This is a genomic window from Stenotrophomonas genospecies 5 (assembly GCF_054473825.1).
Genome location: NZ_JBTMUW010000004.1, coordinates 1 through 23,428 on the forward strand (window position 1 = coordinate 1; position 23,428 = coordinate 23,428).

General features: G+C 64.4%; 34 protein-coding genes. 31 read left to right on the forward strand and 3 right to left on the reverse strand.

The features are described 5' to 3' along the window. The 29 genes from ACX9OW_RS18945 to ACX9OW_RS19085 all read left to right on the forward strand — a co-directional run. A partial coding sequence (locus ACX9OW_RS18945; RefSeq protein WP_459062687.1) for an EF-Tu C-terminal domain-related protein occupies positions 1-447 on the forward strand: 447 nt, incomplete at its 5' end. A 333-nt stretch (positions 448-780) separates the two neighbouring features. Further along, entirely contained in the window at positions 781-1,092 is a 312-nt protein-coding gene (gene rpsJ / locus ACX9OW_RS18950; RefSeq protein ID WP_005408208.1) for a 30S ribosomal protein S10, read from the forward strand. A gap of 11 nt (positions 1,093-1,103) precedes the next feature. Beyond that, positions 1,104-1,754, forward strand: coding sequence for a 50S ribosomal protein L3 (rplC, locus tag ACX9OW_RS18955; protein ID WP_004145336.1), 651 nt, complete (start codon positions 1,104-1,106; stop codon positions 1,752-1,754). 12 nt (positions 1,755-1,766) lie between these two features. Continuing rightward, entirely contained in the window at positions 1,767-2,372 is a 606-nt protein-coding gene (gene rplD / locus ACX9OW_RS18960; protein WP_053519740.1) for a 50S ribosomal protein L4, read from the forward strand. Continuing rightward, positions 2,369-2,668 carry a 50S ribosomal protein L23 gene (gene rplW, locus ACX9OW_RS18965; RefSeq protein ID WP_004145338.1) on the forward strand — a complete coding sequence of 100 codons (300 nt, stop codon included), beginning with the start codon at positions 2,369-2,371 and terminating at the stop codon, positions 2,666-2,668. The genes rplD and rplW overlap by 4 nt, the downstream gene beginning before the upstream one ends. A gap of 10 nt (positions 2,669-2,678) precedes the next feature. Then, positions 2,679-3,506, forward strand: a complete 828-nt coding sequence (gene rplB, locus ACX9OW_RS18970) for a 50S ribosomal protein L2 (RefSeq protein ID WP_053519741.1) — start codon at positions 2,679-2,681, stop codon at positions 3,504-3,506. A gap of 6 nt (positions 3,507-3,512) precedes the next feature. Next, complete coding sequence (gene rpsS, locus ACX9OW_RS18975; protein ID WP_005415413.1) at positions 3,513-3,782, forward strand: 30S ribosomal protein S19; 270 nt, start codon at positions 3,513-3,515, stop codon at positions 3,780-3,782. A 12-nt stretch (positions 3,783-3,794) separates the two neighbouring features. Continuing rightward, positions 3,795-4,130 (forward strand): 50S ribosomal protein L22, encoded by a 336-nt coding sequence (gene rplV / locus ACX9OW_RS18980; RefSeq protein WP_080375339.1) that lies wholly within the window; start codon positions 3,795-3,797, stop codon positions 4,128-4,130. Positions 4,131-4,148: 18 nt separating this feature from the next. Beyond that, complete coding sequence (gene rpsC / locus ACX9OW_RS18985; RefSeq protein WP_004145350.1) at positions 4,149-4,883, forward strand: 30S ribosomal protein S3; 735 nt, start codon at positions 4,149-4,151, stop codon at positions 4,881-4,883. Between the two features lie 5 nt (positions 4,884-4,888). Next, positions 4,889-5,302, forward strand: a complete 414-nt coding sequence (gene rplP / locus ACX9OW_RS18990; protein ID WP_053519743.1) for a 50S ribosomal protein L16 — start codon at positions 4,889-4,891, stop codon at positions 5,300-5,302. Beyond that, positions 5,302-5,487, forward strand: coding sequence for a 50S ribosomal protein L29 (gene rpmC, locus ACX9OW_RS18995; RefSeq protein ID WP_004154487.1), 186 nt, complete (start codon positions 5,302-5,304; stop codon positions 5,485-5,487). Before rplP ends, rpmC begins: the two co-directional genes overlap by 1 nt. A gap of 11 nt (positions 5,488-5,498) precedes the next feature. Next, on the forward strand, positions 5,499-5,768 hold the full coding sequence (rpsQ, locus tag ACX9OW_RS19000; RefSeq protein WP_053519744.1) for a 30S ribosomal protein S17: 270 nt from the start codon (positions 5,499-5,501) through the stop codon (positions 5,766-5,768). A 12-nt stretch (positions 5,769-5,780) separates the two neighbouring features. Next, positions 5,781-6,149 carry a 50S ribosomal protein L14 gene (gene rplN, locus ACX9OW_RS19005; RefSeq protein WP_010483978.1) on the forward strand — a complete coding sequence of 123 codons (369 nt, stop codon included), beginning with the start codon at positions 5,781-5,783 and terminating at the stop codon, positions 6,147-6,149. A gap of 16 nt (positions 6,150-6,165) precedes the next feature. Continuing rightward, entirely contained in the window at positions 6,166-6,483 is a 318-nt protein-coding gene (rplX, locus tag ACX9OW_RS19010) for a 50S ribosomal protein L24 (RefSeq protein ID WP_053519745.1), read from the forward strand. A gap of 11 nt (positions 6,484-6,494) precedes the next feature. Beyond that, positions 6,495-7,037 (forward strand): 50S ribosomal protein L5, encoded by a 543-nt coding sequence (gene rplE, locus ACX9OW_RS19015; protein WP_053519746.1) that lies wholly within the window; start codon positions 6,495-6,497, stop codon positions 7,035-7,037. Between the two features lie 18 nt (positions 7,038-7,055). Next, a complete protein-coding gene (rpsN, locus tag ACX9OW_RS19020; protein WP_053519747.1) occupies positions 7,056-7,361 on the forward strand; it encodes a 30S ribosomal protein S14 in 306 nt (101 codons plus the stop codon). A 257-nt stretch (positions 7,362-7,618) separates the two neighbouring features. Then, entirely contained in the window at positions 7,619-8,017 is a 399-nt protein-coding gene (rpsH, locus tag ACX9OW_RS19025) for a 30S ribosomal protein S8 (protein ID WP_005415417.1), read from the forward strand. 18 nt (positions 8,018-8,035) lie between these two features. Next, positions 8,036-8,560 carry a 50S ribosomal protein L6 gene (gene rplF, locus ACX9OW_RS19030; protein ID WP_053519748.1) on the forward strand — a complete coding sequence of 175 codons (525 nt, stop codon included), beginning with the start codon at positions 8,036-8,038 and terminating at the stop codon, positions 8,558-8,560. 31 nt (positions 8,561-8,591) lie between these two features. Further along, positions 8,592-8,945, forward strand: coding sequence for a 50S ribosomal protein L18 (rplR, locus tag ACX9OW_RS19035; RefSeq protein WP_053519749.1), 354 nt, complete (start codon positions 8,592-8,594; stop codon positions 8,943-8,945). Between the two features lie 160 nt (positions 8,946-9,105). Further along, complete coding sequence (gene rpsE / locus ACX9OW_RS19040) at positions 9,106-9,648, forward strand: 30S ribosomal protein S5 (protein WP_005408213.1); 543 nt, start codon at positions 9,106-9,108, stop codon at positions 9,646-9,648. Then, on the forward strand, positions 9,641-9,832 hold the full coding sequence (rpmD, locus tag ACX9OW_RS19045) for a 50S ribosomal protein L30 (RefSeq protein ID WP_004145412.1): 192 nt from the start codon (positions 9,641-9,643) through the stop codon (positions 9,830-9,832). The genes rpsE and rpmD overlap by 8 nt, the downstream gene beginning before the upstream one ends. 6 nt (positions 9,833-9,838) lie before the next feature. Beyond that, a complete protein-coding gene (rplO, locus tag ACX9OW_RS19050; protein ID WP_053519751.1) occupies positions 9,839-10,282 on the forward strand; it encodes a 50S ribosomal protein L15 in 444 nt (147 codons plus the stop codon). A gap of 7 nt (positions 10,283-10,289) precedes the next feature. Then, positions 10,290-11,657, forward strand: coding sequence for a preprotein translocase subunit SecY (secY, locus tag ACX9OW_RS19055; RefSeq protein ID WP_005415420.1), 1,368 nt, complete (start codon positions 10,290-10,292; stop codon positions 11,655-11,657). Positions 11,658-12,004: 347 nt separating this feature from the next. Then, complete coding sequence (rpsM, locus tag ACX9OW_RS19060; protein WP_004154500.1) at positions 12,005-12,361, forward strand: 30S ribosomal protein S13; 357 nt, start codon at positions 12,005-12,007, stop codon at positions 12,359-12,361. 11 nt (positions 12,362-12,372) lie between these two features. Further along, positions 12,373-12,762: a 30S ribosomal protein S11 gene (gene rpsK, locus ACX9OW_RS19065; RefSeq protein WP_004145443.1), complete on the forward strand. Its 390-nt coding sequence runs from the start codon at positions 12,373-12,375 to the stop codon at positions 12,760-12,762. Between the two features lie 15 nt (positions 12,763-12,777). Then, complete coding sequence (rpsD, locus tag ACX9OW_RS19070) at positions 12,778-13,407, forward strand: 30S ribosomal protein S4 (protein ID WP_004145446.1); 630 nt, start codon at positions 12,778-12,780, stop codon at positions 13,405-13,407. A gap of 55 nt (positions 13,408-13,462) precedes the next feature. After that, positions 13,463-14,461 carry a DNA-directed RNA polymerase subunit alpha gene (locus tag ACX9OW_RS19075; protein ID WP_004145453.1) on the forward strand — a complete coding sequence of 333 codons (999 nt, stop codon included), beginning with the start codon at positions 13,463-13,465 and terminating at the stop codon, positions 14,459-14,461. A 191-nt stretch (positions 14,462-14,652) separates the two neighbouring features. Further along, positions 14,653-15,036, forward strand: coding sequence for a 50S ribosomal protein L17 (rplQ, locus tag ACX9OW_RS19080; protein ID WP_053519752.1), 384 nt, complete (start codon positions 14,653-14,655; stop codon positions 15,034-15,036). A gap of 231 nt (positions 15,037-15,267) precedes the next feature. Continuing rightward, positions 15,268-15,774, forward strand: a complete 507-nt coding sequence (locus ACX9OW_RS19085; RefSeq protein ID WP_053519753.1) for a disulfide bond formation protein B — start codon at positions 15,268-15,270, stop codon at positions 15,772-15,774. Between the two features lie 64 nt (positions 15,775-15,838). Here ACX9OW_RS19085 and ACX9OW_RS19090 read toward each other — a convergent pair whose 3' ends face one another. Next, a complete protein-coding gene (locus tag ACX9OW_RS19090; RefSeq protein WP_459062688.1) occupies positions 15,839-17,965 on the reverse strand; it encodes a TonB-dependent receptor in 2,127 nt (708 codons plus the stop codon). 219 nt (positions 17,966-18,184) lie between these two features. Between ACX9OW_RS19090 and ACX9OW_RS19095 the strand changes: the two genes are divergently transcribed. Together ACX9OW_RS19095 and ACX9OW_RS19100 are read left to right on the forward strand one after the other, a co-directional pair. Beyond that, the gene (locus ACX9OW_RS19095) at positions 18,185-19,576 is read left to right on the forward strand and encodes a class II 3-deoxy-7-phosphoheptulonate synthase (RefSeq protein WP_053519755.1); all 1,392 of its coding nucleotides are present in this window, start codon (positions 18,185-18,187) and stop codon (positions 19,574-19,576) included. A gap of 516 nt (positions 19,577-20,092) precedes the next feature. Next, entirely contained in the window at positions 20,093-21,235 is a 1,143-nt protein-coding gene (locus tag ACX9OW_RS19100) for a mechanosensitive ion channel family protein (RefSeq protein WP_053520335.1), read from the forward strand. 61 nt (positions 21,236-21,296) lie between these two features. Here the strand turns inward: ACX9OW_RS19100 and ACX9OW_RS19105 are convergent, their stop codons facing one another. Beyond that, entirely contained in the window at positions 21,297-22,919 is a 1,623-nt protein-coding gene (locus ACX9OW_RS19105) for an amidase (protein ID WP_459062689.1), read from the reverse strand. Positions 22,920-22,960: 41 nt separating this feature from the next. Then, positions 22,961-23,428 carry a DUF2127 domain-containing protein gene (locus tag ACX9OW_RS19110; RefSeq protein ID WP_065176006.1) on the reverse strand — a complete coding sequence of 156 codons (468 nt, stop codon included), beginning with the start codon at positions 23,426-23,428 and terminating at the stop codon, positions 22,961-22,963.

Below are 23,428 nucleotides of genomic sequence, written 5' to 3' on the forward strand. Positions count from 1 at the left end.
GGTATCCGTCCGACCCAGAAGACCACCGTGACCGGCGTGGAAATGTTCCGCAAGCTGCTGGACCAGGGCCAGGCAGGTGACAACGCCGGTCTGCTGCTGCGCGGCACCAAGCGTGACGACGTCGAGCGCGGCCAGGTTCTGGCCAAGCCGGGTTCGATCACCCCGCACACCGAGTTCGAAGGCGAAGTGTACGTGCTGTCGAAGGACGAGGGCGGCCGTCACACCCCGTTCTTCAACGGCTACCGCCCGCAGTTCTACTTCCGCACCACCGACATCACCGGCGCTGCCAAGCTGCCGGAAGGCGTGGAAATGGTGATGCCGGGTGACAACGTCAAGATGACCGTGACCCTGATCAACCCGGTCGCGATGGACGAAGGCCTGCGCTTCGCCATCCGCGAAGGTGGCCGCACCGTCGGCGCCGGCGTGGTCTCGAAGATCATCAAGTAATCTGTTAGACTCTGCGCCCCGATGTTGCCTGGGTAGGGCATCGGGGCGTATCAAAATGGGAAAGCAGGCACAGGATGTGCCTTGTGTTCCCCGGACCAGGAAGGGTCAAGGCCATTCAGGCGGCGTCAACAGGAGACTGTTGACAGCTGCCTGGCGTGCCATTATGCTTCTACGTCTGGGCAGGCCGGGAAACTGGTCTGCCTACGTTTTTGAGGTCTACGGATTGACCTTGTCGGCCTGCAGGAGTGCGGGCCGTCCGTATGCAGGAATTTCATGGGGCAAAGCAACCCAGAGGCTTTGTCTGTCGCTCTTTTAACGAAGGAACCTACCGCCATGGCGGACCAAAAGATCCGGATCCGGCTGAAAGCGTTCGATCATCGTCTGATCGACCGTTCGGCCAGCGAGATCGTTGAAACGGCAAAGCGGACCGGCGCGCAAGTGCGTGGCCCGATCCCGCTGCCGACCAAGATCGAGCGTTACACCGTTCTCGTTTCCCCGCACGTCGACAAGGACGCGCGTGACCAGTACGAGACCCGCACGCACAAGCGCGTGCTCGATATCGTTGACCCGAATGACAAGACCGTGGACGCGCTGATGAAGCTCGAACTGGCTGCCGGCGTCGACGTTCAGATCAAGCTGACCTGAGGACTACGACCATGACGAAGAAGTATTCGTTGGGCTTCGTGGGCCGCAAGGCCGGCATGAGCCGCGTGTTCACCGAAGATGGTCGTTCCATCCCGGTGACCCTGATCGAAGCCACCCCGAACCGCATCGCGCAGATCAAGACCGTCGAAACCGACGGCTACAGCGCCGTGCAGGTGACCGTCGGCGCGCGTCGCGCTGCCCTGGTCAACAAGCCGGAAGCCGGCCACTTCGCCAAGGCGAAGGTGGAAGCGGGTCGTGGCCTGTGGGAATTCCGCGTTGAAGACGCGCAGCTCGGCGACTTCGCCGTCGGCGGCGAAGTCAAGGCGGACATCTTCGAAGTCGGCCAGATCGTCGACGTCCAGGGTGTCACCAAGGGTAAGGGTTTCCAGGGCACCATCAAGCGCCACAACTTCCGTATGGGCGATGCAACCCACGGTAACTCGCTGTCGCATCGCGCGCCGGGTTCGCTGGGTCAGCGCCAGACCCCGGGTCGCGTTTTCCCGGGCAAGAAGATGTCGGGCCACATGGGCGCGGTGCAGCAGAGCACCCAGAACCTGGAAGTGGTCAAGGTCGACGTCGAGCGCGGTCTGATTGCGGTTCGCGGCGCCGTTCCTGGCGCGGCGGGTGGCGATGTGATCGTCCGTCCGGCGAGCAAGGCATAAGGAGAGATGACGATGGAACTCGTTATCACGGGTAGCAACAACAAGGTCTCGGTCTCCGACGCCGTGTTCGGTCGCGATTTCAGCGAAGATCTGGTCCACCAGGTCGTCGTTGCTTACCGCAACGCCGGTCGCGCCGGCACCAAGGCACAGAAGACTCGCTCCGAAGTGGCTGGTACCACCAAGAAGTCGAAGAAGCAGAAGGGCGGCGGCGCGCGTCATGGCGCACTGACGGCTCCGATCTTCGTCGGCGGCGGTGTCACCTTCGCGGCCAAGCCGCGCAGCTTCGAGCAGAAGGTCAATCGTAAGCAGTACCGTGCCGCCATGTGCGCGATCCTGTCCGAGCTGAACCGCCAGGGCCGTCTGACCATCGTGGAGGCCTTCGATGTCGAAGCGACCAGCACGAAGGGTCTGATCGCCAAGCTGGCCGGCCTGGAAGTGGGCAAGCGCCCGCTGATCGTCACCGAGGAAGCCTCCGAGCACCTGTACCTGTCCGCCCGCAATCTGCCGTACGTGCAGGTGCGTGACGTGCAGGGCCTGGACCCGGTATCGCTGGTCGGTGCCGACACGGTCGTCATCACCGCTGACGCGGTCAAGAAGGTCGAGGAGTGGCTGGCATGAACAGCAACGAAAAAATCTTCAGCGTGCTGCGTGCCCCGCGTGTCTCCGAAAAGACCGCGCGCCTGCAGGAACTCTCCAACCAGTATGTCTTCGAAGTTTCGAACGAAGCCACCAAGGCCGATGTAAAGGCCGCGGTTGAGCAGCTGTTCGACGTCAAGGTCGAAGCCGTCAACGTGGTCAACGTCAAGGGCAAGAACAAGTCCTTCCGTAACCGTGCTGGCCGCCGCGGCGATTGGCGCAAGGCGTACGTTCGCCTGGCCGATGGCCAGTCGATCGATGTAACGGCCAAGGCCTGAGGTACATCCCATGCCATTGATGAAATTCAAGCCCACTTCCCCCGGCCGCCGTTCGGCCGTGCGCGTGGTTACGCCCGACCTGCACAAGGGTGCTCCGCACGCTGCGCTGGTCGAGTCGCAGAGCCGCTCGGGTGGTCGTAACCACCACGGCCGCATCACCACCCGTCACGTCGGTGGTGGCCACAAGCAGCACTACCGCATCATCGACTTCAAGCGCAACAAGCTGGGCATCCCGGCGCGCGTGGAACGCATCGAATACGATCCGAACCGCACCGCCCATATCGCCCTGCTGTGCTACGTCGACGGCGAGCGTCGCTACATCATCGCCCCGAAGGGCCTGAAGGCCGGTGATCAGGTGATCGCTGGTTCGGATGCCCCGATCAAGGCGGGCAACACCCTGCCGCTGCGCAACATCCCGGTCGGTACCACCATCCACTGCATCGAGCTGAAGCCGGGCAAGGGCGCTCAGATCGCCCGCGCTGCAGGTGCTGCCGTGCAGCTGGTCGCCCGCGAAGGCATCTACGCCACCCTGCGCCTGCGCTCGGGTGAAATGCGTAAGGTTCCGGTCGAGTGCTGCGCCACCATCGGCGAAGTCGGCAACGACGAGCACAGCCTGGAAAAGCTGGGCAAGGCCGGTGCCAAGCGCTGGCGCGGCGTCCGCCCGACCGTTCGTGGTGCTGCCATGAACCCGGTTGACCACCCGCACGGTGGTGGTGAGGCCAAGGCCGGCCAGGGTAACCCGCATCCGGTCACCCCGTGGGGTGTCCCGACCAAGGGTTACAAGACGCGCCATAACAAGCGCACTCAGCAGTTCATCGTCCGCGATCGTAGGGGCTAATCGACCATGGCACGTTCACTCAAGAAGGGCCCGTTCGTCGATCACCACCTCGTCAAGAAGGTGGAGGCCGCTGCGGGCAGCAAGAAGCCGATCAAGACCTGGTCGCGCCGTTCGATGATCCTGCCTGACATGGTAGGCATCACCATTGCCGTGCATAACGGCAAGAACCACATCCCGGTTCTCGTCAACGAGAACATGGTCGGCCACAAGCTCGGCGAATTTGCCATCACCCGGACCTTCAAGGGTCACGGTGGTGACAAGAAGTCGGGCAAGTAAGGAGAGATGACAATGGAAGCGAAAGCCATCCTGCGCACTGCGCGCATCTCCCCGCAGAAGGCTCGCCTGGTCGCTGACCAGGTGCGCGGTCTGCCGGCCGAACGTGCGGTCAATCTGCTGAAGTTCTCGGACAAGAAGGCTGCCCACCTGATCAAGAAGGTGGTGGAGTCGGCTATTGCCAACGCCGAGAACAACCAGGGCGCCGACGTCGACGAGCTGAAGGTTCAGACCATCATGGTTGATGAAGGTCCGACCCTGAAGCGTTTCATGGCGCGGGCGAAAGGCCGCGGTACCCGCATCCTCAAGCGCACCAGCCACATCACTGTGGTTGTGGGCGCCGGCAAGTAAGCGGATAAGGAAAAGACCATGGGTCATAAAGTTCATCCGATTGGTATCCGTCTCGGTATTTCCAAGGACTGGAACTCCAAGTGGTACGCCAACAAGGCCGAGTTCGCTGGTTACCTGGCAGCCGACCTGAAAGTTCGCGAAATGCTGCGCAAGAAGCTGGCTCAGGCCGGCATCAGCAAGATCCTGATCGAGCGTCCGGCCAAGACCGCGCGCGTGACGATCCACACCGCCCGTCCGGGCGTGGTGATCGGCAAGCGTGGTGAGGACATCGAGAAGCTGCGCAAGGAAGTGAGCGAGATGATGGGCGTTCCGGCGCACATCAACGTCACCGAAGTGCGCAAGCCGGAACTGGACGCGCAGCTCGTTGCCGAGTCGATCGCCCAGCAGCTGGAGCGTCGCATCATGTTCCGCCGCGCAATGAAGCGCTCGGTGGGCAACGCGATGCGCCTGGGTGCCCTGGGCATCAAGGTCAACGTGGGTGGCCGCCTCAACGGTGCTGAAATCGCCCGTTCGGAGTGGTACCGCGAAGGCCGCGTGCCGCTGCACACCCTGCGTGCCGACATCGACTATGGCTTCGCTGAAGCCAAGACGACCTACGGCATCATCGGCATCAAGGTCTGGATCTACAAGGGTGAGGTCTTCGATTTCTCCCAGGTTGGCCAGGAAAAGCAGGACGACACCCCGTCGCGCAACGATCGTCACGATCGCGGCGACCGTGGTGACCGTCAGCGCCCGGCCCGTGAAGCGAGGTAACGACAATGTTGCAACCCAAGCGAACCAAGTACCGCAAGGTACACAAGGGCCGTAACGAAGGCCTGAGCTGGAGCGCCAACGCTGTCAGCTTCGGCGAATACGGCCTGAAGGCAACCGCACACGGTCAGCTGACCGCGCGTCAGATCGAAGCGGCTCGCCGCTCGATCAGCCGCTACGTCAAGCGCGGCGGCAAGATGTGGATCCGCGTGTTCCCCGACAAGCCCATCACCAAGAAGCCCATCGAAGTTCGAATGGGTTCGGGTAAGGGTAACGTGGAATACTGGGTGGCCCAGATCCAGCCCGGCCGCATGATCTATGAAATCGAGGGTGTTTCCGAGGAAGTGGCTCGCGAGGCGTTCCGCCTGGCCGCCGCCAAGCTCTCGGTCACCACCACTTTCGTGACCCGTACGGTGCGCTGATGGATATCAAAACTCTCCGTGAAAAGTCGGCTGACGAACTCAAGGCCCACCTGATCGACCTGCGTAAGGAACAGTTCTCTGTCCGTATGCAGCAGGTCACCGGCCAGCTGCCGAAGACCCACGACATCCGCCGGGTCCGTCGCGAGATTGCTCGCGTCAAGACCCTGCTCGGCAGCACGAAGTAAGGATGGCCGCTATGAGCGACAATACTGAAAACAAGACGCTGCGCACGGTCGAAGGCCGTGTCGTCAGCAACAAGATGGACAAGACGGTTACCGTCCTGGTTGAGCGTCAGGTCAAGCACGCACTGTACGGCAAGTACATCAAGCGCTCGACGAAGCTGCACGCCCACGATGCCGACAACGCCTGCAAGGAAGGCGATGTCGTCCGCGTGACCGAGATTGCTCCGATGTCCAAGACCAAGAACTGGCGCGTGGTGGAAGTCATCACGCGTGCGGCTGAATAAGGAGTCTGAATCATGATCCAGATGCAGAGCTACCTTGACGTCGCGGACAATTCGGGTGCCAAGCAGGTGATGTGCTTCAAGGTGCTGGGTGGTTCCAAGCGCCGTTACGCCGGCATCGGCGACATCATCAAGGTCACCGTGAAGGATGCGATTCCGCGCGGCAAGGTCAAGAAGGGTGAAGTGTATGACGCCGTCGTGGTGCGTACCCGCAAGGGTGTGCGTCGCGCCGACGGCTCGCTGATCCGCTTCGACGGCAACGCTGCCGTCCTGCTGAACAACAAGCAGGAGCCGATCGGTACCCGTATCTTCGGGCCGGTGACCCGTGAACTTCGTTCGGAGAAGTTCATGAAGATCGTCTCGCTCGCTCCCGAAGTGCTGTGAGCGACAGGAGATAATCATGGCTAACCGTATCAAGAAGGGCGACCAGGTCGTCGTCAACACCGGCAAGGACAAGGGCAAGCAGGGCGAAGTCGTCCGCGTCGACGGCGACCGTGTGGTCGTCGCCAACGTGAACATCGTCAAGCGCCACACCAAGCCGAACCCGCAGGCAGGCGTTGCCGGCGGCGTGGTCGAGCGTGAAGCTTCGATCCATATCTCCAACGTGAATGTGCTGAACCCGGCTTCGGGCAAGGGCGAACGCGTTGGCTTCAAGGTGCTGGAGGATGGACGCAAACTGCGTGTGTTCCGCTCCAGCGGTGAGGCGCTCGACGCCTGAGGAATGAGAAGATGACTTCCCGTCTCGAAAAGTTCTACAAGGACGAAGTGGTGCCGGCGCTGATGAAGCAGTTCGGCTACACCAATCCGATGGAAGTGCCGAAGCTCGTCAAGGTCACCCTGAACATGGGTGTCGGCGAAGCGGCCACCAACAAGAAGATCCTGGAAAACGCCGTCGGCGACATGACCAAGATTTCCGGCCAGAAGCCGGTTGTCACCAAGTCGCGTATTTCGGTTGCGTCGTTCAAGATCCGCGATGGTTGGCCGATCGGCTGCAAGACCACGCTGCGTCGCCACAAGATGTACGAGTTCCTGGATCGCCTGATCAACATCTCGCTGCCGCGCGTGCGCGACTTCCGTGGTGTCTCCGGTCGTTCCTTCGACGGTCGCGGCAACTTCAACATGGGTGTGAAGGAACAGATCATCTTCCCGGAAATCGACTTCGACGCTGTCGACGCGATCCGCGGTATGGATATCGCCATCACCACCACTGCGAAGACCGACGCGGAAGCGAAGGCGCTGCTGGCAGCGTTCAAGTTCCCGTTCCGTAACTGATCCGTCGAGGAAACCGAAATGGCAAAGACCTCCATGGTCAACCGCGACATCAAGCGGGAAAAGCTGGCCAAGAAGTACGCTGAGAAGCGTGCTGCTCTGAAGAAGATCGTGTCCTCGGTGGACGCGAGCTACGACGAGAAGATCGAAGCTGCTGCCAAGCTGGCCAAGCTGCCGCGCGATTCGTCGCCGAGCCGCCAGCGCAACCGCTGCGAACTGTCCGGCCGTCCGCGTGGCGTCTACAGCAAGTTCGGCCTGGGCCGCAACAAGCTGCGTGAAGCCACCATGCGTGGCGACGTCCCGGGTCTGCGCAAGGCCAGCTGGTAATCCCAGCCGGTCCTGCGATCAGGCGCCCCTCCGGGGGTTCCTGAACCGGGGAGGGGAGGCATTCAGCCTCCCTTTCGCAAAAAACCCGAAGAGCCCGACGCAAGTCGGGCTCTTTTGGCGTATACTCCCGCGTCTTGCCCTGTGCAGACGGGGTTGTAGGGCGGGCCACAGGTCCGCTGCATCAAGGGACCTGGCCCGTTTCCAGGAGACAACAGATTTTCGCGAAAGCGGATATCGGTGCACTCAAAGGTACTCATATGAGCATGACTGATCCCATCGCCGACCTGCTGGTCCGCATCAAGAATGCGGCCGCGGTTGGCAAGCAGACGGTGAAAGCCCCGTCGTCCAAGATCAAGGTTGCGATCGCCCAGGTCCTGAAGGACGAGGGTTACATCACCGACCTGCGCGTTACCCAGCTGGAGAACAACAAGGCCGAGCTGGAAATCGTGCTGAAGTATTTCGAAGGCAAGCCGGTCATCGCGACCCTGAAGCGCTTCTCGCGTTCGGGCCTGCGCCAGTACCGCGGCAAGAGCGAGCTGCCGAAGGTCATGAACGGCCTGGGCATCTCCATCATTTCCACCTCCAAGGGCATCATGACTGATGCGCAGGCGCGCCAGCTGGGCGTCGGCGGCGAAGTCCTGTGCTTCGTGGCCTAAGGCGAAAGGAGTAGAACTATGTCCCGCGTAGCCAAGAAGCCGATCGACCTGGGTAAGGTTGAACTGAACGTCCAGTCGGAAAGCGTCACCGCCAAGGGCCCGAAGGGCACCCTGTCGCTGGCCAAGCCGGCCGGTATTGCCATCAACGTCGATAACGGCGTTGCCACCCTGAGCACCGAGAACGTCGAACTGGTCGCACTGACCGGTACCGTGCGTGCGATCCTGGCCAACATGGTCAAGGGCGTGTCCGAAGGCTTCGAGCGCAAGCTGGAGCTGGTCGGCGTGGGTTACCGCGCTGCCATGCAGGGCAAGGACCTGAGCCTGTCGCTGGGCTTCTCGCACCCGGTCGTGTTCGTGGCGCCGGAAGGCATCACGCTGTCCACCCCGACCCAGACCGAGATCCTGGTCCAGGGCGCGGACAAGCAGGCCGTCGGTGAAGTTGCCGCCAAGATCCGTGCGTTCCGCAAGCCGGAGCCGTACAAGGGCAAGGGCGTGAAGTACTCCGACGAAGTCATCATCCGTAAGGAAGCCAAGAAGGCCTAATAGGCGCTTCCGCTTTCATAGGAAAAACATCATGAACAAGAACATCGCCCGCCTGCGTCGCGCCAAGTCGACCCGCGCCCACATCCGTGAGCTCGGCGTCGCCCGCCTGTCGGTGCTGCGCACCGGCCAGCACCTGTATGCCCAGGTCTTCACCGCCGACGGTTCCAAGGTGCTGGCTGCCGCCAACACCACCCAGACCGACGTCAAGGAAGGCCTGAAGAGCGGCAAGAATGTCGATGCCGCCGCCAAGGTTGGCCGCATCGTCGCTGAGCGTGCCAAGGCCGCCGGCGTCGAGAAGGTTGCCTTCGATCGTTCGGGTTACCGTTACCACGGCCGTATCAAGGCCCTGGCAGAGGCTGCCCGCGAAGCCGGCCTGCAGTTCTAAGGGATCGGGGCAGGGGGCCGATGGCCCCCTGTCCGCCTGCTCGCCAGCCTGAGCGAGGCTGGACGGCGCCATTCTTCTGTAGTGGCCCACCGGAACGACGCGTCATTCCACAACCATAAGCGGCCCTGAGCCGTACATACCCAACAACCAAGGAATCAACATGGCAGAAGAGCGTCAGCAGCGGGGTCGCGATCGCGACCGTAACCGCGAAGAGAAGATCGACGACGGCATGATCGAAAAGCTGGTCGCGGTCAACCGCGTCAGCAAGACCGTCAAGGGTGGTCGCCAGTTCACCTTCACCGCCCTGACCGTGGTCGGCGACGGCGAAGGCAAGGTCGGTTTCGGTTATGGCAAGGCCCGCGAAGTGCCGGTCGCCATCCAGAAGTCGATGGAACAGGCCCGCAAGAACCTGGTCAGCGTTGACCTGAACAACGGCACCCTGTGGCACACCATCAAGGATGGTCATGGCGCAGCCCGCGTGTTCATGCAGCCGGCTTCGGAAGGTACCGGCGTCATCGCCGGCGGTGCCATGCGCGCCGTCCTGGAAGCGGTTGGCGTGAAGAACGTGCTGGCCAAGGCCACCGGTTCGCGCAACCCGATCAACCTGGTGCGTGCCACCGTGAAGGGCCTGTCTGCAGCGCAGTCGCCGGCCCGCATCGCGGCCAAGCGCGGCAAGAAGGTGGAGGAACTCAACCATGGCTAATGAGTCCAACAAGACTGTGAAGGTGCGCCTGGTGCGCGGCCTGCGTGGTGCTCAGTCGCGTCACCGTCTGTCGGTGCGTGCCCTGGGTCTGAACAAGCTCAACGATGTGCGTGAACTGAAGGACAGCCCGCAGGTTCGCGGCCTGATCAATACCGTTCACTACCTCGTCAAGGTTGAGGAGTAATCGATCATGACTCTGCGTCTCAATGAACTGAGCCCGGCACCGGGCGCCCGTACCGAGCGCACTCGCGTCGGTCGCGGTATCGGCTCGGGCCTGGGCAAGACTGCCGGCCGCGGCCACAAGGGTTCGTTCGCCCGCAAGGGTGGCGGCAAGATCAAGGCCGGCTTCGAAGGCGGCCAGACCCCCATGCAGCGTCGTCTGCCGAAGATCGGCTTCCGTTCGCCGATCGCCAAGGACACCGCTGAAGTGCTGCTGTACCAGCTGGACAAGCTGCCGGCCGGCGAGATCGACTTCGCCGCCCTGCGTGCCGCCAAGCTGGTCCCGAGCACTGCCAAGAAGGCCAAGGTCGTCGTCAAGGGCGAAGTGACCAAGGCGTTCACCCTGAAGGGTGTTGCTGCCACGGCCGGTGCCAAGGCTGCGATCGAAGCTGCCGGCGGCAGCGTAACGGAGTAAGAAAATCATGGCGCAAGCTGGCATCGGTAACCTCGCGGGCGGAATGGGCAAGTTCACTGAACTTCGCCAACGTTTGCTGTTCGTCGTCGGGGCTTTGATCGTCTATCGCATCGGCTGCTACGTGCCGGTGCCGGGCGTCAATCCCGATGCCATGCTTGCCATGATGCAGCAGCAGGGCGGCGGCATCGTGGACATGTTCAACATGTTCTCGGGCGGCGCCCTGCACCGTTTCAGCATCTTCGCGCTGAACGTGATGCCGTACATCTCGGCATCGATCGTGATGCAGCTGGCCGTGCACATCTTCCCCGCCCTGAAGGCGATGCAGAAGGAAGGTGAGTCCGGTCGCCGCAAGATCACCCAGTATTCGCGCATCGGCGCCGTGCTGCTGGCAGTGGTGCAGGGCGGTTCGATCGCTCTGGCCCTGCAGGGCCAGGTCTCGCCGTCGGGCGCTCCGGTCGTGTACGCGCCGGGCATGGGCTTCGTGCTCACCGCCGTGGTCGCGCTGACCGCCGGCACCATGTTCCTGATGTGGGTCGGTGAGCAGGTCACCGAGCGCGGCATCGGCAACGGCGTGTCGCTGATCATCTTCGCCGGTATCGTGGCGGGCCTGCCGGGCGCGGTCATCCATACCTTCGATGCCTACCGCGACGGCAACATCCAGTTCATCCAGCTGCTGCTGATCGCCATCGTCGTTCTCGCCTTCACCTTCTTCGTGGTGTTCGTCGAGCGCGGCCAGCGCCGGATCACGGTCAACTACGCGCGCCGCCAGGGCGGTCGCAATGCGTACATGAACCAGACCTCGTTCCTGCCGCTGAAGCTCAACATGGCCGGCGTCATCCCGGCGATCTTCGCCTCGAGCCTGCTGGCCTTCCCGGCCACCCTGGCCATGTGGTCCGGCCAGGCGGCCAACCAGAGCAGCTTCGGCCAGGTCCTGCAGAAGGTCGCCAACGCGCTGGGTCCGGGCGAGCCGCTGCACATGATCGTGTTCGCTGCGCTGATCACCGGTTTCGCGTTCTTCTATACCGCGCTGGTGTTCAACTCGCAGGAAACCGCCGACAACCTGAAGAAGTCGGGCGCGCTGATTCCGGGCATCCGTCCGGGCAAGGCCACTGCCGACTACATCGACGGCGTGCTGACCCGCCTGACCGCAGCCGGCTCGGCCTACCTGGTGATCGTCTGCCTGCTGCCGGAACTGATGCGCACGCAGCTGAACGCCTCGTTCTACTTCGGCGGTACCTCGCTGCTGATCGTGGTGGTGGTGGTGATGGACTTCATCGCCCAGGTGCAGGCGCACCTGATGTCCCACCAGTACGAGAGCCTGCTGAAGAAGGCCAACCTGAAGGGTGGCAACCGCGGCGGTTTTGCCCGCGGCTGATTCGCCTGTTATACTTTCGTCTTCCTGACGTGATGGTCCCTCCGCTTCGCGGACTCCGGCCACACAAACGAAGGGCGGCCCCCGCAGCGGTTCCGGGTGGGGGTGTGATGAGGTGGTCCCGCGCAGGAGTAGCGCGGGCGGCCCCGGGAGACCTCCCGGGATCAACCCCATCCGGCGCCGGAGCCTGGGCACACTCCCCAGGCCGGGTTCATGAAACCTCTGGTTTCACGGGCTTCCATGTAAACCGGAACCTTGTTAGTATCGCTAGTTCACTTTTTTGATCCATCCTGCCGGATTGGCGTGCCCGAGGCGCGCTGTCGGCCATCACTCAGCTGGAGAACCGCGTCATGGCGCGTATTGCAGGCGTCAACCTGCCAGCCCAGAAGCATGTCTGGGTCGGGTTGCAAAGCATTTACGGCATCGGCCGTACCCGTTCGAAGAAGGTCTGCGAAGTCGCAGGCGTCGCTTCGACCACCAAGATCCGCGATCTGTCGGAGCCGGAAATCGAGCGCCTGCGCGCCGAAGTCGGCAAGTACATCGTGGAAGGCGATCTGCGCCGTGAGATCGGCATCGCGATCAAGCGCCTGATGGACCTGGGCTGCTACCGCGGCCTGCGTCACCGTCGTGGCCTCCCGCTGCGTGGCCAGCGCACCCGTACCAACGCCCGCACCCGCAAGGGTCCGCGCAAGGCGATCAAGAAGTAAGGGACTGAGAAATGGCTAAGCCCGCTGCTAAGACCAAGAAGAAGATCAAGCGCGTCGTCACTGACGGCGTTGCCCACGTCCACGCTTCGTTCAACAACACCATCGTCACCATCACCGACCGCCAGGGCAATGCTCTGTCGTGGGCGACCTCCGGTGGCGCTGGCTTCCGCGGTTCGCGCAAGTCGACCCCGTTCGCTGCCCAGGTGGCTGCCGAGAAGGCCGGTCGTGCTGCGCTGGACTACGGCGTGAAGTCGCTGGAAGTCCGCATCAAGGGCCCGGGTCCGGGCCGTGAGTCGGCCGTGCGTTCGTTGAACAACGTCGGCTACAAGATCACCAACATCATCGACGTGACGCCCATCCCGCACAACGGGTGCCGTCCGCCGAAGAAGCGTCGCGTCTAAAGGGAGCGATAAGAAATGGCTCGTTATATCGGTCCTACCTGTAAGCTCGCCCGCCGCGAAGGCGCCGACCTGTCCCTGAAGAGCCCGGCGCGTGCGCTGGACTCCAAGTGCAAGCTGGAGCAGAAGCCCGGCCAGCACGGCGCCACTGCCCGCAAGGGCAAGCTGTCCGACTACGCCACCCAGCTGCGTGAAAAGCAGAAGGTCAAGCGTATCTACGGCCTGCTGGAGCGTCAGTTCCGCAACTACTACAAGAAGGCCTCGACCAAGAAGGGCAACACCGGCGAGAACCTGCTGCAGCTGCTGGAAACCCGCCTGGACAACGTCGTCTACCGCATGGGCTTCGCCGTGACCCGTCCGGCTGCCCGCCAGCTGGTGTCGCACCGCGGCGTCACCGTGAATGGCAAGTCGGTCAACCTGGCTTCGTACCAGGTCAAGGCTGGCGATGCCATCGCGCTGTCCGAGAAGGCTGCCAAGCAGCTGCGCGTCCAGGAAGCCCTGACCGTCGCCGCACAGCATGACCTGAGCCCGTCGTGGGTTGAAGTGGATTCCGGCAAGTTCACCGGCATCTTCAAGGCGGTTCCGGATCGTTCGGATCTGCCTGCGGACATCAACGAAGCGCTGATCGTCGAGCTGTATTCGAAGTAATTCACATTGGAGAGCCCCCGGCGACGGCCGGGGGTTCACTAGGAGAACCCGCAACATGACGGTTACCGCCAACCAGGTTCTGCGTCCTCGCGGTCCGCAGATCGAACGCCTTACCGACACCCGTGCAAAGGTCGTTATCGAACCTTTGGAGCGGGGTTACGGGCATACGCTGGGCAACGCCCTGCGTCGCGTGCTGCTGTCGTCCATCCCGGGCTTCGCCATCACGGAAGTCGAAATCGACGGCGTGTTGCATGAGTACACCACGGTCGAAGGTCTGCAGGAGGACGTGCTCGAAGTCCTGCTGAACCTGAAGGACGTGGCCATCCGTATGCACTCCGGCGACAGCGCCACCCTGTCCCTGTCCAAGCAGGGCCCGGGCGTTGTCACCGCTGCCGATATCAAGGTCGACCACAATGTGGAGATCCTGAACGGCGACCATGTGATCTGCCACCTGACCAAGGATACGGCAGTGAACATGCGTCTGAAGATCGAGCGTGGTTTCGGCTACCAGCCGGCTGCTGCGCGTCGTCGTCCGGACGAAGAAACCCGTGCCATCGGCCGCCTGGTCCTGGATGCCTCGTTCTCGCCGGTCCGCCGCGTCGCCTATGCCGTGGAAGCGGCCCGCGTCGAACAGCGTACCGACCTGGACAAGCTGGTCATCGATATCGAGACCAACGGCACCATCGATGCCGAGGAAGCCGTGCGCACCGCCGCCGACATCCTCAGCGACCAGCTGTCGGTGTTCGGTGACTTCACCCACCGCGACCGCGGTGCGGCCAAGCCGGCCAACAACGGCGTGGATCCGGTGCTGCTGCGCCCGATCGACGATCTGGAGCTGACCGTGCGTTCGGCCAACTGCCTGAAGGCTGAAAGCATCTACTACATCGGCGATCTGATCCAGAAGACCGAAGTGGAGCTGCTGAAGACCCCGAACCTGGGCAAGAAGTCGCTCACCGAGATCAAGGAAGTGCTGGCCCAGCGTGGCCTGTCGCTTGGCATGAAGCTGGAGAACTGGCCGCCGGCCGGCGTCGCCAGCCACGGCATGCTGGGCTGATAAAGCCTCCTGCTGTACCCGGAGGCTCCACCGTCAGCGGTGGAGCCTTCACCGCAAGATGCCATGACGAACCGCAGGTTCGCGGGCAGGTCGTCCAGGACGGGCGGCCAGGACCATCCGCAGTCCGTGCAGCAACGCCAGGATGGCGACAACGATCCACACAGCCACATCATTAACCAAGGAACATCACCATGCGTCACCAGAAGTCTGGCCGTAAGTTCAGCCGTACCAGCGCCCATCGCGAAGCGATGTTCAAGAACATGGCCGCCTCGCTGTTCAAGCACGAGCTGATCAAGACCACCCTGCCGAAGGCCAAGGAACTGCGCCGCGTCGCCGAGCCGCTGATCACCCTGGCCAAGGTCGATTCCGTTGCCAACCGCCGTCTGGCCTTTGCCCGCCTGCGTGACAACGAAGCCGTGGGCAACCTGTTCACCATCCTGGGCCCGCGCTACGCGAACCGTCCGGGTGGCTACCTGCGTCTGCTGAAGTGCGGCTTCCGCGCCGGCGACAATGCTCCGATGGCCTACGTCGAGCTGGTCGACCGTCCGGCCGTGGCCGAGGAAGTGGCCGAGTAATCGGACCGCTCCAACGCGACACAGTGAAAGCCCGGCATCTGCCGGGCTTTTGCGTTCTGGTAGCGCCGGGCGATGCCCGGCGTTTACGTTTCCGCTGCACTCGCCGGGCATGGCCCGGCGCTACCTGCGAAGGGAAGTGGCCCGCACCGTTCCGACGAGCGTCACCGGCAGCGGTTCGAATGGCAGGCGCGGTCGGTTACGCTTGGCGCCTGATCCATTCGAGCATTCACGATGAATCCTCTGCGCTGGCCCTTCCGCGCCCAGTTCCTGCTGGGCTTCCTGATCTGCGTGGGCCTGCTGGGCTATGCGATTTTCCTGCAGCTGAAGATGGGGCTGGAGCCGTGCCCGCTGTGCATCTTCCAGCGGCTGGCCTTTGCCGCGCTCGGCCTGCTGTTCCTGCTGGGCGCACTGCACGGCCCGTCGAACCGGCCGGGACGGGTGACGTACGGCATCCTTGCCTTCATTGCGGCAGCCGTCGGCGTCGGCATCGCCGCGCGCCATGTCTACGTGCAGATGCTGCCGCCGGAAATGGGTGCCACCTGTGGTCCGCCGCTGAGCTTCCTGCGCGAGACCATGGGCCCGTTCGAGGTGTTCCGCACGGTGCTGACCGGTACCGGCAACTGCGGCAACATCGACTGGACCTTCCTCGGACTGACCATGCCGATGTGGTCGGGCGTGTGGTTCGTGCTGCTGGGGCTGTGGGCACTGCTGGTGCCGCTGCGCAGGGTCAGGCGCTGAGTAACTGACGCGCCCCAGCAGAGCCGGGCATGGGCTCGGCTCTGCCGGGGGGCGGCGACATCGATCAGAAATCCTGTTGCAGGCTGAGATAGGCGCCGCGTCGCGGCCCCCACTGGGGGGCGAACACGCCTACGCCGCCGCCATCGCGCAGCTGATAGCTGCGATCCAGCGCGTTGACCAACGCCAGCTGTGCATGCAGCGGATGGCCGCTGTCGGGGTTGAAATCGTGGCCAGCACTGAGGTTCACCTGCAGGTAGGACGGCAGCTCGCCCCCATTGGGTACGCTTTCGGTGTCCGAGCGCAGGCCACTGCCGAACACGTAGTTGGCACCGATCCGGTTGTGTCCGGCGAAGGCATAGCTGACACCGCCCGACGAGGTCAGCTTCTGGTCGTGGTCCAGGTGGATCCAATGGTCGGCCACGTAGGCCAGGGCGTCCGGGTCGAGGTTGTACTGGCCGGTGATCACCTGGGTGCCGATCGCCTTGTTGTATGCAGCGTTGAAGTAAGCGCTGAACGGTCCGTCGCTGTAGTCGGCGCTGAACTCCAGGCCGCGGATGTGGCCGCGACGATAGTTGAACGTTGAATAGAGGTAGGCGGCGCCGAACTGGCCTTCATCCTGCAGGCGGGCGACACGCCGGTCATACGCGTCCACGCCGAGTGTCAGGTGCTCGCCGATCTGCTGCGAGATGCCGAGGTCGTAGTAGTCACTGCGCTCGGCCAGTGGCGTGGCGTTGCCATCACTGGGCTGCTGGTTGCTGGTGCCGTCGTACAGCGCGATGTCGTCGCGGGCGATCAGCTCGCTGGCCGGTGGTGTGAAGTAGCGCGCGTAGCCTGCGTGCAGGGTGGTGCTGTCGCCGGCATTCCAGACCACGCCCAGGCGCGGGCTGATCTGGCCTTCGGTCCGCCCGAAGGCCGTGTAGCGGTCGCCGCGCAGGCCATAATTGACCGTCCAGTTGTCTCCGATCTTCCACTCGTCCTGCACGTAGAGCGCCAGCGTGCTGGCGTGGAAAGCACTGCGGTCGGGAATCAGCAGGGGCGTGGTGCTGGCCTGCTGGCCGGCGTCGTCAACCGGGAACACCCAACTGCTGCTGTGGGCCCGCGCGGTCTCATGATTGCCGTACAGGCCATAGCGCAGCGTGTGATCGCTGCCCAGCGGGGTGGAAACGTCGGCCTGCACGGTGTTGGCGCGGTTGCTGCGCTGGACCTGTGAAGCAACACCGCTGAATACCAGATCGCCCGCCACATCGGGATTGAACCCGACATCGCTGTAGCGTTGGCCGGCCGACAGCTGGTACGCGCTGGCGCCCAGCGTCCCCTGCAGCACCAGCATGCCGAAGCGCGTGGTCTCGCGCTGGGTCTCATCCAGCTGGCTGGAGTCGAACGTGGAGTTATCGAGGTAGCCGAACTGCGGTGTCTGGCCCGGGTTCACCGGAATCTGGAAGCGGTTGTTGGCAATGCCGGCAAACACGCTCACGCGCGTGTTCTCGTCCAGCAGATAGGTGAGGTCGGCGAACGCCTTGCCCTGGTGGGTGTCGTCGTGCAGCGGCCGGCGCGAGTTCGTCGGGTTCTCCAGGCCGACCTCGTTCTGGTGGTAGTTGCCGGTCAGGAACCAGCTCCAGCGTCCCTGGTTGCCCCACCAGGAGGCGTTGGGATTGACCTTGCCGAACGACCCGGCAGTCAGTCCGGCGCTGCCGCCGTTGCCCAGTTCGGCGCCACTGCGGGTGGTGATGTCCACCACTGCGGCGGTGCGTTCGCCGAACTGCGCCGGCAGTGCGCCATCCATCAGCCGGATGCTCCTGATGGTTCGCGCATCCAGGGTCTGGCCGAAGCCGGAGATCGATTCGGGCAGCAGCACGCCGTTGATGCGGTACTGCAGGTTGGCGTGATCACCACGCACATGGACACCGCCGTAGGAATCCTGGACCACGCCCGGGGCCTGCAGCAGCACCTGGCTGAGTGCGGCGGAGGCGCCGAGCGGCTGCTTCTGGATGTCCTCGGCGGTGATCTGGTACTGGCTGCTGCCGATGTCCGGCGACAGCGCGTTGCGGGCCTGATCGAGGTGGGCGCTGACGGTGACCGCATCCAGGTTTTTCACTGCGGGCCCGGCGTCATCCGCGGCTGCGGCAAGGGGGGGCGTGCTGGCCAGGGCCAGGGCGAAGGTGATGCTGGTAGCGAGGCGTGAGGGCTTCATGGGAGAGAGTAGGGCCTGGGGCGTGGAGGGGGCCGGTCCATGACGGTGAGTGTTACTCCGTAACAGATCATGCGCCTCTGCCGGCGCCGCCGACCATGCGGTCTGTGGCTGCTCGGCGCGTGCTTTCCCTGGCGTTCAGGCATCGGGCCGGAAGGGCTGGCCCTTTGCGGCGGCGGCCGGCTCTGCGACCATGACCGTCCCCCACCCCGGAAGTCTGCAATGAGCCTGTCCGCCGTTTCACCGGTTCCCGATCCTGCCGCAACCGCTGCGGGTGCTGCCTGGTCGCCGGAGAGCTGGCGCGGCAAGACCGCACTGCAGATGCCGACCTATCCCGACCCGGTGGCGCTGGATGCTGCCCTGCATGAGCTGAAGCGGCTACCCCCTCTGGTGACCTCGTGGGAGATCCTGGCGCTGAAGCAGCAGCTGGCGGAGGCGCAGGAGGGCAAGCGCTTCCTGCTGCAGGGCGGCGATTGCGCCGAGAACTTCAGCGACTGTGAGTCCGGCACCATCTCCAATCGGCTGAAGGTGCTGCTGCAGATGAGCCTGGTACTGGTGCATGGCCTGCGCCAGCCGGTGATCCGCGTCGGCCGCTTCGCCGGCCAGTACGCCAAGCCACGCTCGGCTGATACCGAGACCCGTGATGGGGTGACGCTGCCCAGCTACCGGGGCGATGTGATCAATGCGCCGGCCTTCACCGAAGCCGCGCGCCTGCCCGACCCGAAGCGGATGCTGCAGGCCCACGCGCATTCGGCGATGACGATGAACTTCGTGCGGGCGCTGATCGATGGCGGCTTCGCCGACCTGCACCACCCCGAGTACTGGAACCTGGACTGGGTGCGGCACTCGCCGCTCGCCGCCGAGTACCAGAAGATGGTGGCATCGATCGGCGATGCCGTGCACTTCATGGAAACCCTGGCCGGTGCCCGGGTGCACAACCTCAACCGCATCGACTTCTACACCTCGCACGAGGCCCTGCTGCTGCCCTACGAGCAGGCGCTGACCCGGCAGGTGCCGCGCCAGCAGGGCTGGTTGAACCTGAGCACGCACTATCCCTGGATCGGCATGCGCACGGCGGCGCTCGACGGCGCGCACGTGGAGTACCTGCGGGGCGTGCGAAATCCGATCGCGATCAAGGTGGGGCCGTCGGTTTCGCCGGACCAGCTGCTGCGCCTGATCGATGTACTCAATCCGGACGACGAGCCCGGGCGCCTGACCTTCATTCACCGCATGGGCGCGACGCAGATAGCCGAAAAGCTGCCGTCGCTGTTGGAAGCGGTCAAGCGCGACGGCCGCCGCGTGCTGTGGGTGTGCGATGCCATGCACGGCAACACCGAGAGCACCGCCAATGGCTTCAAGACGCGCCGCTTTGACAACGTGCGCCGCGAGGTGGAGTTGTCGTTCGATCTGCACGCCGCGGCAGGTACGCGCCTGGGCGGCGTGCACCTGGAGCTGACCGGCGAGGACGTGACCGAATGCACCGGTGGCGCGCGCGAGCTCACCGAGCGTGATCTTGAGCGCGCGTACCGTTCCACGGTCGATCCGCGGCTGAACTACGAGCAGTCGCTGGAGATCGCGATGGCGATCGTGCGCAAGCAGGAACAGGTGCGCTAAGGGTTTTTCGGCAGGGCTTGCAGCCCTGCACCTGCGGAGTCAACGTCGACGTCAAATGCGGGCATTCCGGGGGATGGCGGATTCCCGGTGTCTGTCAGATCCACGCCATGCGTGGATGAATCTCTGTCCGATATCGAAATCAATCCGGGGTCAGATCCGTTTTCCGCAGGAAAACGGATCTGACCCCAAGAGCCATTCCGACAGATCCCGAAAATCTGTCGAAGGCGGGGCGGGTCCGGTTGCGGGAGTGTCCGCGGCATGGATGCCGCGGCCAAGCCCCCATGGATGGGTTTACGGCGTCTCCCGCAACCGGACCCACCCCGCCATCCCGCAGGAAATCCGCTTCTGCTTCGGCTGTTGCAGTTGCAGTTGCAGTTGCTGTCGCTGTTGCTCCAGCCCGCAGCAGATGCAGGGCTGCAAGCCCTGCAGACCAACACCCTCCTTACGAACGACTGACGTGACGCTCATGCGCCATGCGCGAGGCTGTCCGCTGCTGTTCAAGTGGAGGTGGCAACCGTGCACTGGCAAAGCGCACAGGCATATGCATGGCCGCTGGGTCTGGCGGCACTGGTGGGCGGCATCGGCGCCTGGCTGATCCTGTGGATCTATCACCGGCTGAAAGGGCGTGATCGTCGGCGCGCGCGCATCGGTCGCGTGCTTGGTCTGCCAATGGCGACCGCATGGCCCTTGCTGCTGCTGATCCCGGCGCTGCAGGCCACGCCACTGCAGGAGCCTCTGCTGGGGCATCTGCAGCACGGGCTGCACATCGCGCTGACGGCCTGTTTCATCTGGCTGCTGGTGCGCGCGGTGGCCGCCGGCGAGCGTGCGATCCTTCGCAGTCATCCCATCGACGTCTCGGACAATCTGGAAGCCCGACGCATCCAGACCCAGACGCGGGTGCTGAGCCGCGTGCTGATGGGCGGCATCATCGTGCTCGGTGCATCGCTGGTGCTGCTGACATTCCCGATGGTGCAGAAGATCGGCGCCGCCCTGCTGGCCTCGGCCGGTCTGATCGGGCTGGTCGCGGGCATCGCCGCCAAGCCGGTGTTCGGCAACCTCATCGCCGGCCTGCAGATCGCAGTGACCCAGCCGATCCGGCTGGATGATGTGGTGATCGTTGAAGGCGAGTGGGGGCGCGTGGAGGAGATCGGCAGCAGCTATGTGGTGGTACGCATCTGGGACGAGCGGCGGATGGTGGTGCCGCTGACCTGGTTCATCGAGAACCCCTTCCAGAACTGGACCCGGCGCAGCGCCGATCTGCTCGGCACGGCGTTCCTGTGGCTGGACTACCGTGCGCCGATCGCGGCGATCCGCAGTGAACTGGAGCGCATCTGCCGCGGCGAGGCGCTGTGGGATGGACGGGTCTGCGTGACCCAGGTGACCGAAACCAGCGAGCGGGCAATCCAGGTGCGCCTGCTGGTCAGTGCACGCAGCTCCGGCGATGCCTTCGATCTTCGCTGCCTGGTGCGCGAGCGCATGCTGGATTTCCTGGCGCGAGAGCATCCGCAATCACTGCCGCAGCTGCGCGCGCGGTTGCAGCGCGAGGATGAGCTGGACATGCCACGCGCACCGCGTGCACGTACGGCAGATGTACGTTCACCCGGGGCGGAGGACGGCGAGGCCGCGATCGCGCCGGTGGAACCGGACCCCGACCGCTAGCGCCGGGACGTGCCCGGCGAGCGCAGCGGTACCCCCGGTCCGCCGGGCAACCCGGGGCCGATCAAGGCTCGCCAGTGTCGATCAGGGTGTCGGTTTCGAAATGAGGCGGGCGACGCGCACGTGTGCGTTGCTCGTAGGCATAGGCCATTTCGATCAGCTTCGGCTCGCTCCAGGCTGTGCCCATGAACAGCAGGCCGACCGGCAGGCCGTTGATCTGTCCCATCGGCACGCTCAGGCTGGGGTAACCCGCGACCGCTGCCACGCTGTAGCTCTCACCCGGGAAATCGTCGCCTTCGCGGCGGATGGGCCAGGCTGTGCCGGTGGTCGGTGCAACCAGCGCATCCAGCTGGTAGGCAGCCAGGACGGCGTCGATGCCTTCCGGCCCGGCCAGGCGCCGCGCATCGCTGCGCGCACGGATGTAGGCAGGGTCGGCCAGTCCGGCAGTGGCGTTGGCCTCCAGCAGCAGTTCCTGGCCGAACAGGCCCAGTTCCTGCGGCGCCTGGGCCTGGTTGAAGGCGATGAGTTCGCCAAGACTGCGCAGGGGCACGCGGTAGGTCTTGAAGTAGCGCTCCAGCCCGGCCTTGAACTCATGCAGCAGCACGACCCGCTCGGCTTCGGCCCAGGCACCCGGGTCGGGCAGTTCCACCGGCACCACCACCGCGCCCGCACGGCGCAGTTCGGCGGCGGCCTGATCGATCAGCGGTGCCATGCCACGGTACGTCAGCAGAGGGGTCTGCAGCAGGCCGATGCGTTTGCCGCGCAGGCCTTCGGGGTCCAGGCGCGCGGTGTAGTCGTAGACCGCGCGGCCGGGCATGGTGGCCGTGGCGGGGTCGGCATCGTCCCGGCCCGCGATCGCCGTCAGTACGGCCGCGGCGTCGGCGACGCTGCGCGTCATCGGCCCGGCGGTGTCCTGGCTGAAGGAGATCGGGATGATGCCTTCGCGGCTGACCAGGCCGACCGTCGGTTTCAGGCCGACGATGCCGTTGATCGCGGCCGGGCAGACGATGCTGCCGTCGGTCTCGGTGCCGATCGCCACACTGGCCAGATTGGCGGCCACCGCTACCGCGCTGCCGCTGCTGGAGCCACAGGGCGAATGGCTGAGACGGTACGGATTGCGGGTCTGGCCACCGCGCGCGCTCCAGCCCGACACCGAATCGTTGCCGCGGAAGTTGGCCCACTCGCTGAGATTGGTCTTGCCCAGCACGACCGCGCCGGCCTCGCGCAGGCGTCTTACCAGGTAGGCATCGGCGGGGCGGAAACCCTGCAGCGCGAGCGATCCGGCGCTGGTGGTCATGGGCGCGGCGTTGATGTTGTCCTTCAGCAGGACCGGAATGCCATGCAGCGGCCCGCGCAGATGGCCGTCCCGGCGCTCGCGATCGCGTTCACCGGCTTCTCGCAGGGCATCCGGGTTGAGTTCGATGACGGCACGCAGGCGCGGCCCGGCGCGATCCAGCGCAGCGATGCGCTGCAGGTAGGCGTGGGTCAGCGTGGTGCTGTCCAGTTCGCCGGCCACCATGCGCGCCTGCAGGTCGGCCAGGTCGGTCTCGGCGTAGGGGAAGGGCACGTTGCGGCTCGCGGGTTCGGCGGCGTGGGCGCTGGTCGTGGCCGGGCTGCAGCCAACAATGAACAACGCGGGCAGCGCGATGAGCAGGCAGGTCAGCAGAGGCGGCAAGGACGGGCGCATGGGGCGGCTTGGTCGGCTCCAATGCCCAGTGTAGCTGCTGCTCAGTGGTGGCGCTTGCGCAGGTCGCGGGCCAGGACGTAGACCACGAGCAGGTTGATCGCCAGGATCGTCCAGGAGGGCCAGCCGGGGTGGCGGACGATGGCGAAGACATCGAAGGGCAGATACAGCGCGGCGGTCAGGCAGCCCAGCCAGGAGGCCCAGGCCCTGGCCCGCCAGAGGCCCCAGGCTTCCACCAGGTGCAGCAGGCCGTAGCCGATCATCGCCGCCGCCGCCAGGTGCACGGCGTCGGGATTGATCATGTTCAGGAGGGAGGGCAGGGTGCCGTGATCCGGGTCCAGGCTGAAACGCCGGATCAGGGCATTGACCCCATCGCGGAGCGGCTGCGGACCGAGCACTTCAAGCCCGGTCGCAGCCAGCAACGCCAGCACCGCCTTGCTCGCTTCGAGCAGGGCGATGACGTGGAGGCCCGGATGCCGGTGTGGATCCGGGTTGTAGCCGCTCTGGCTCAC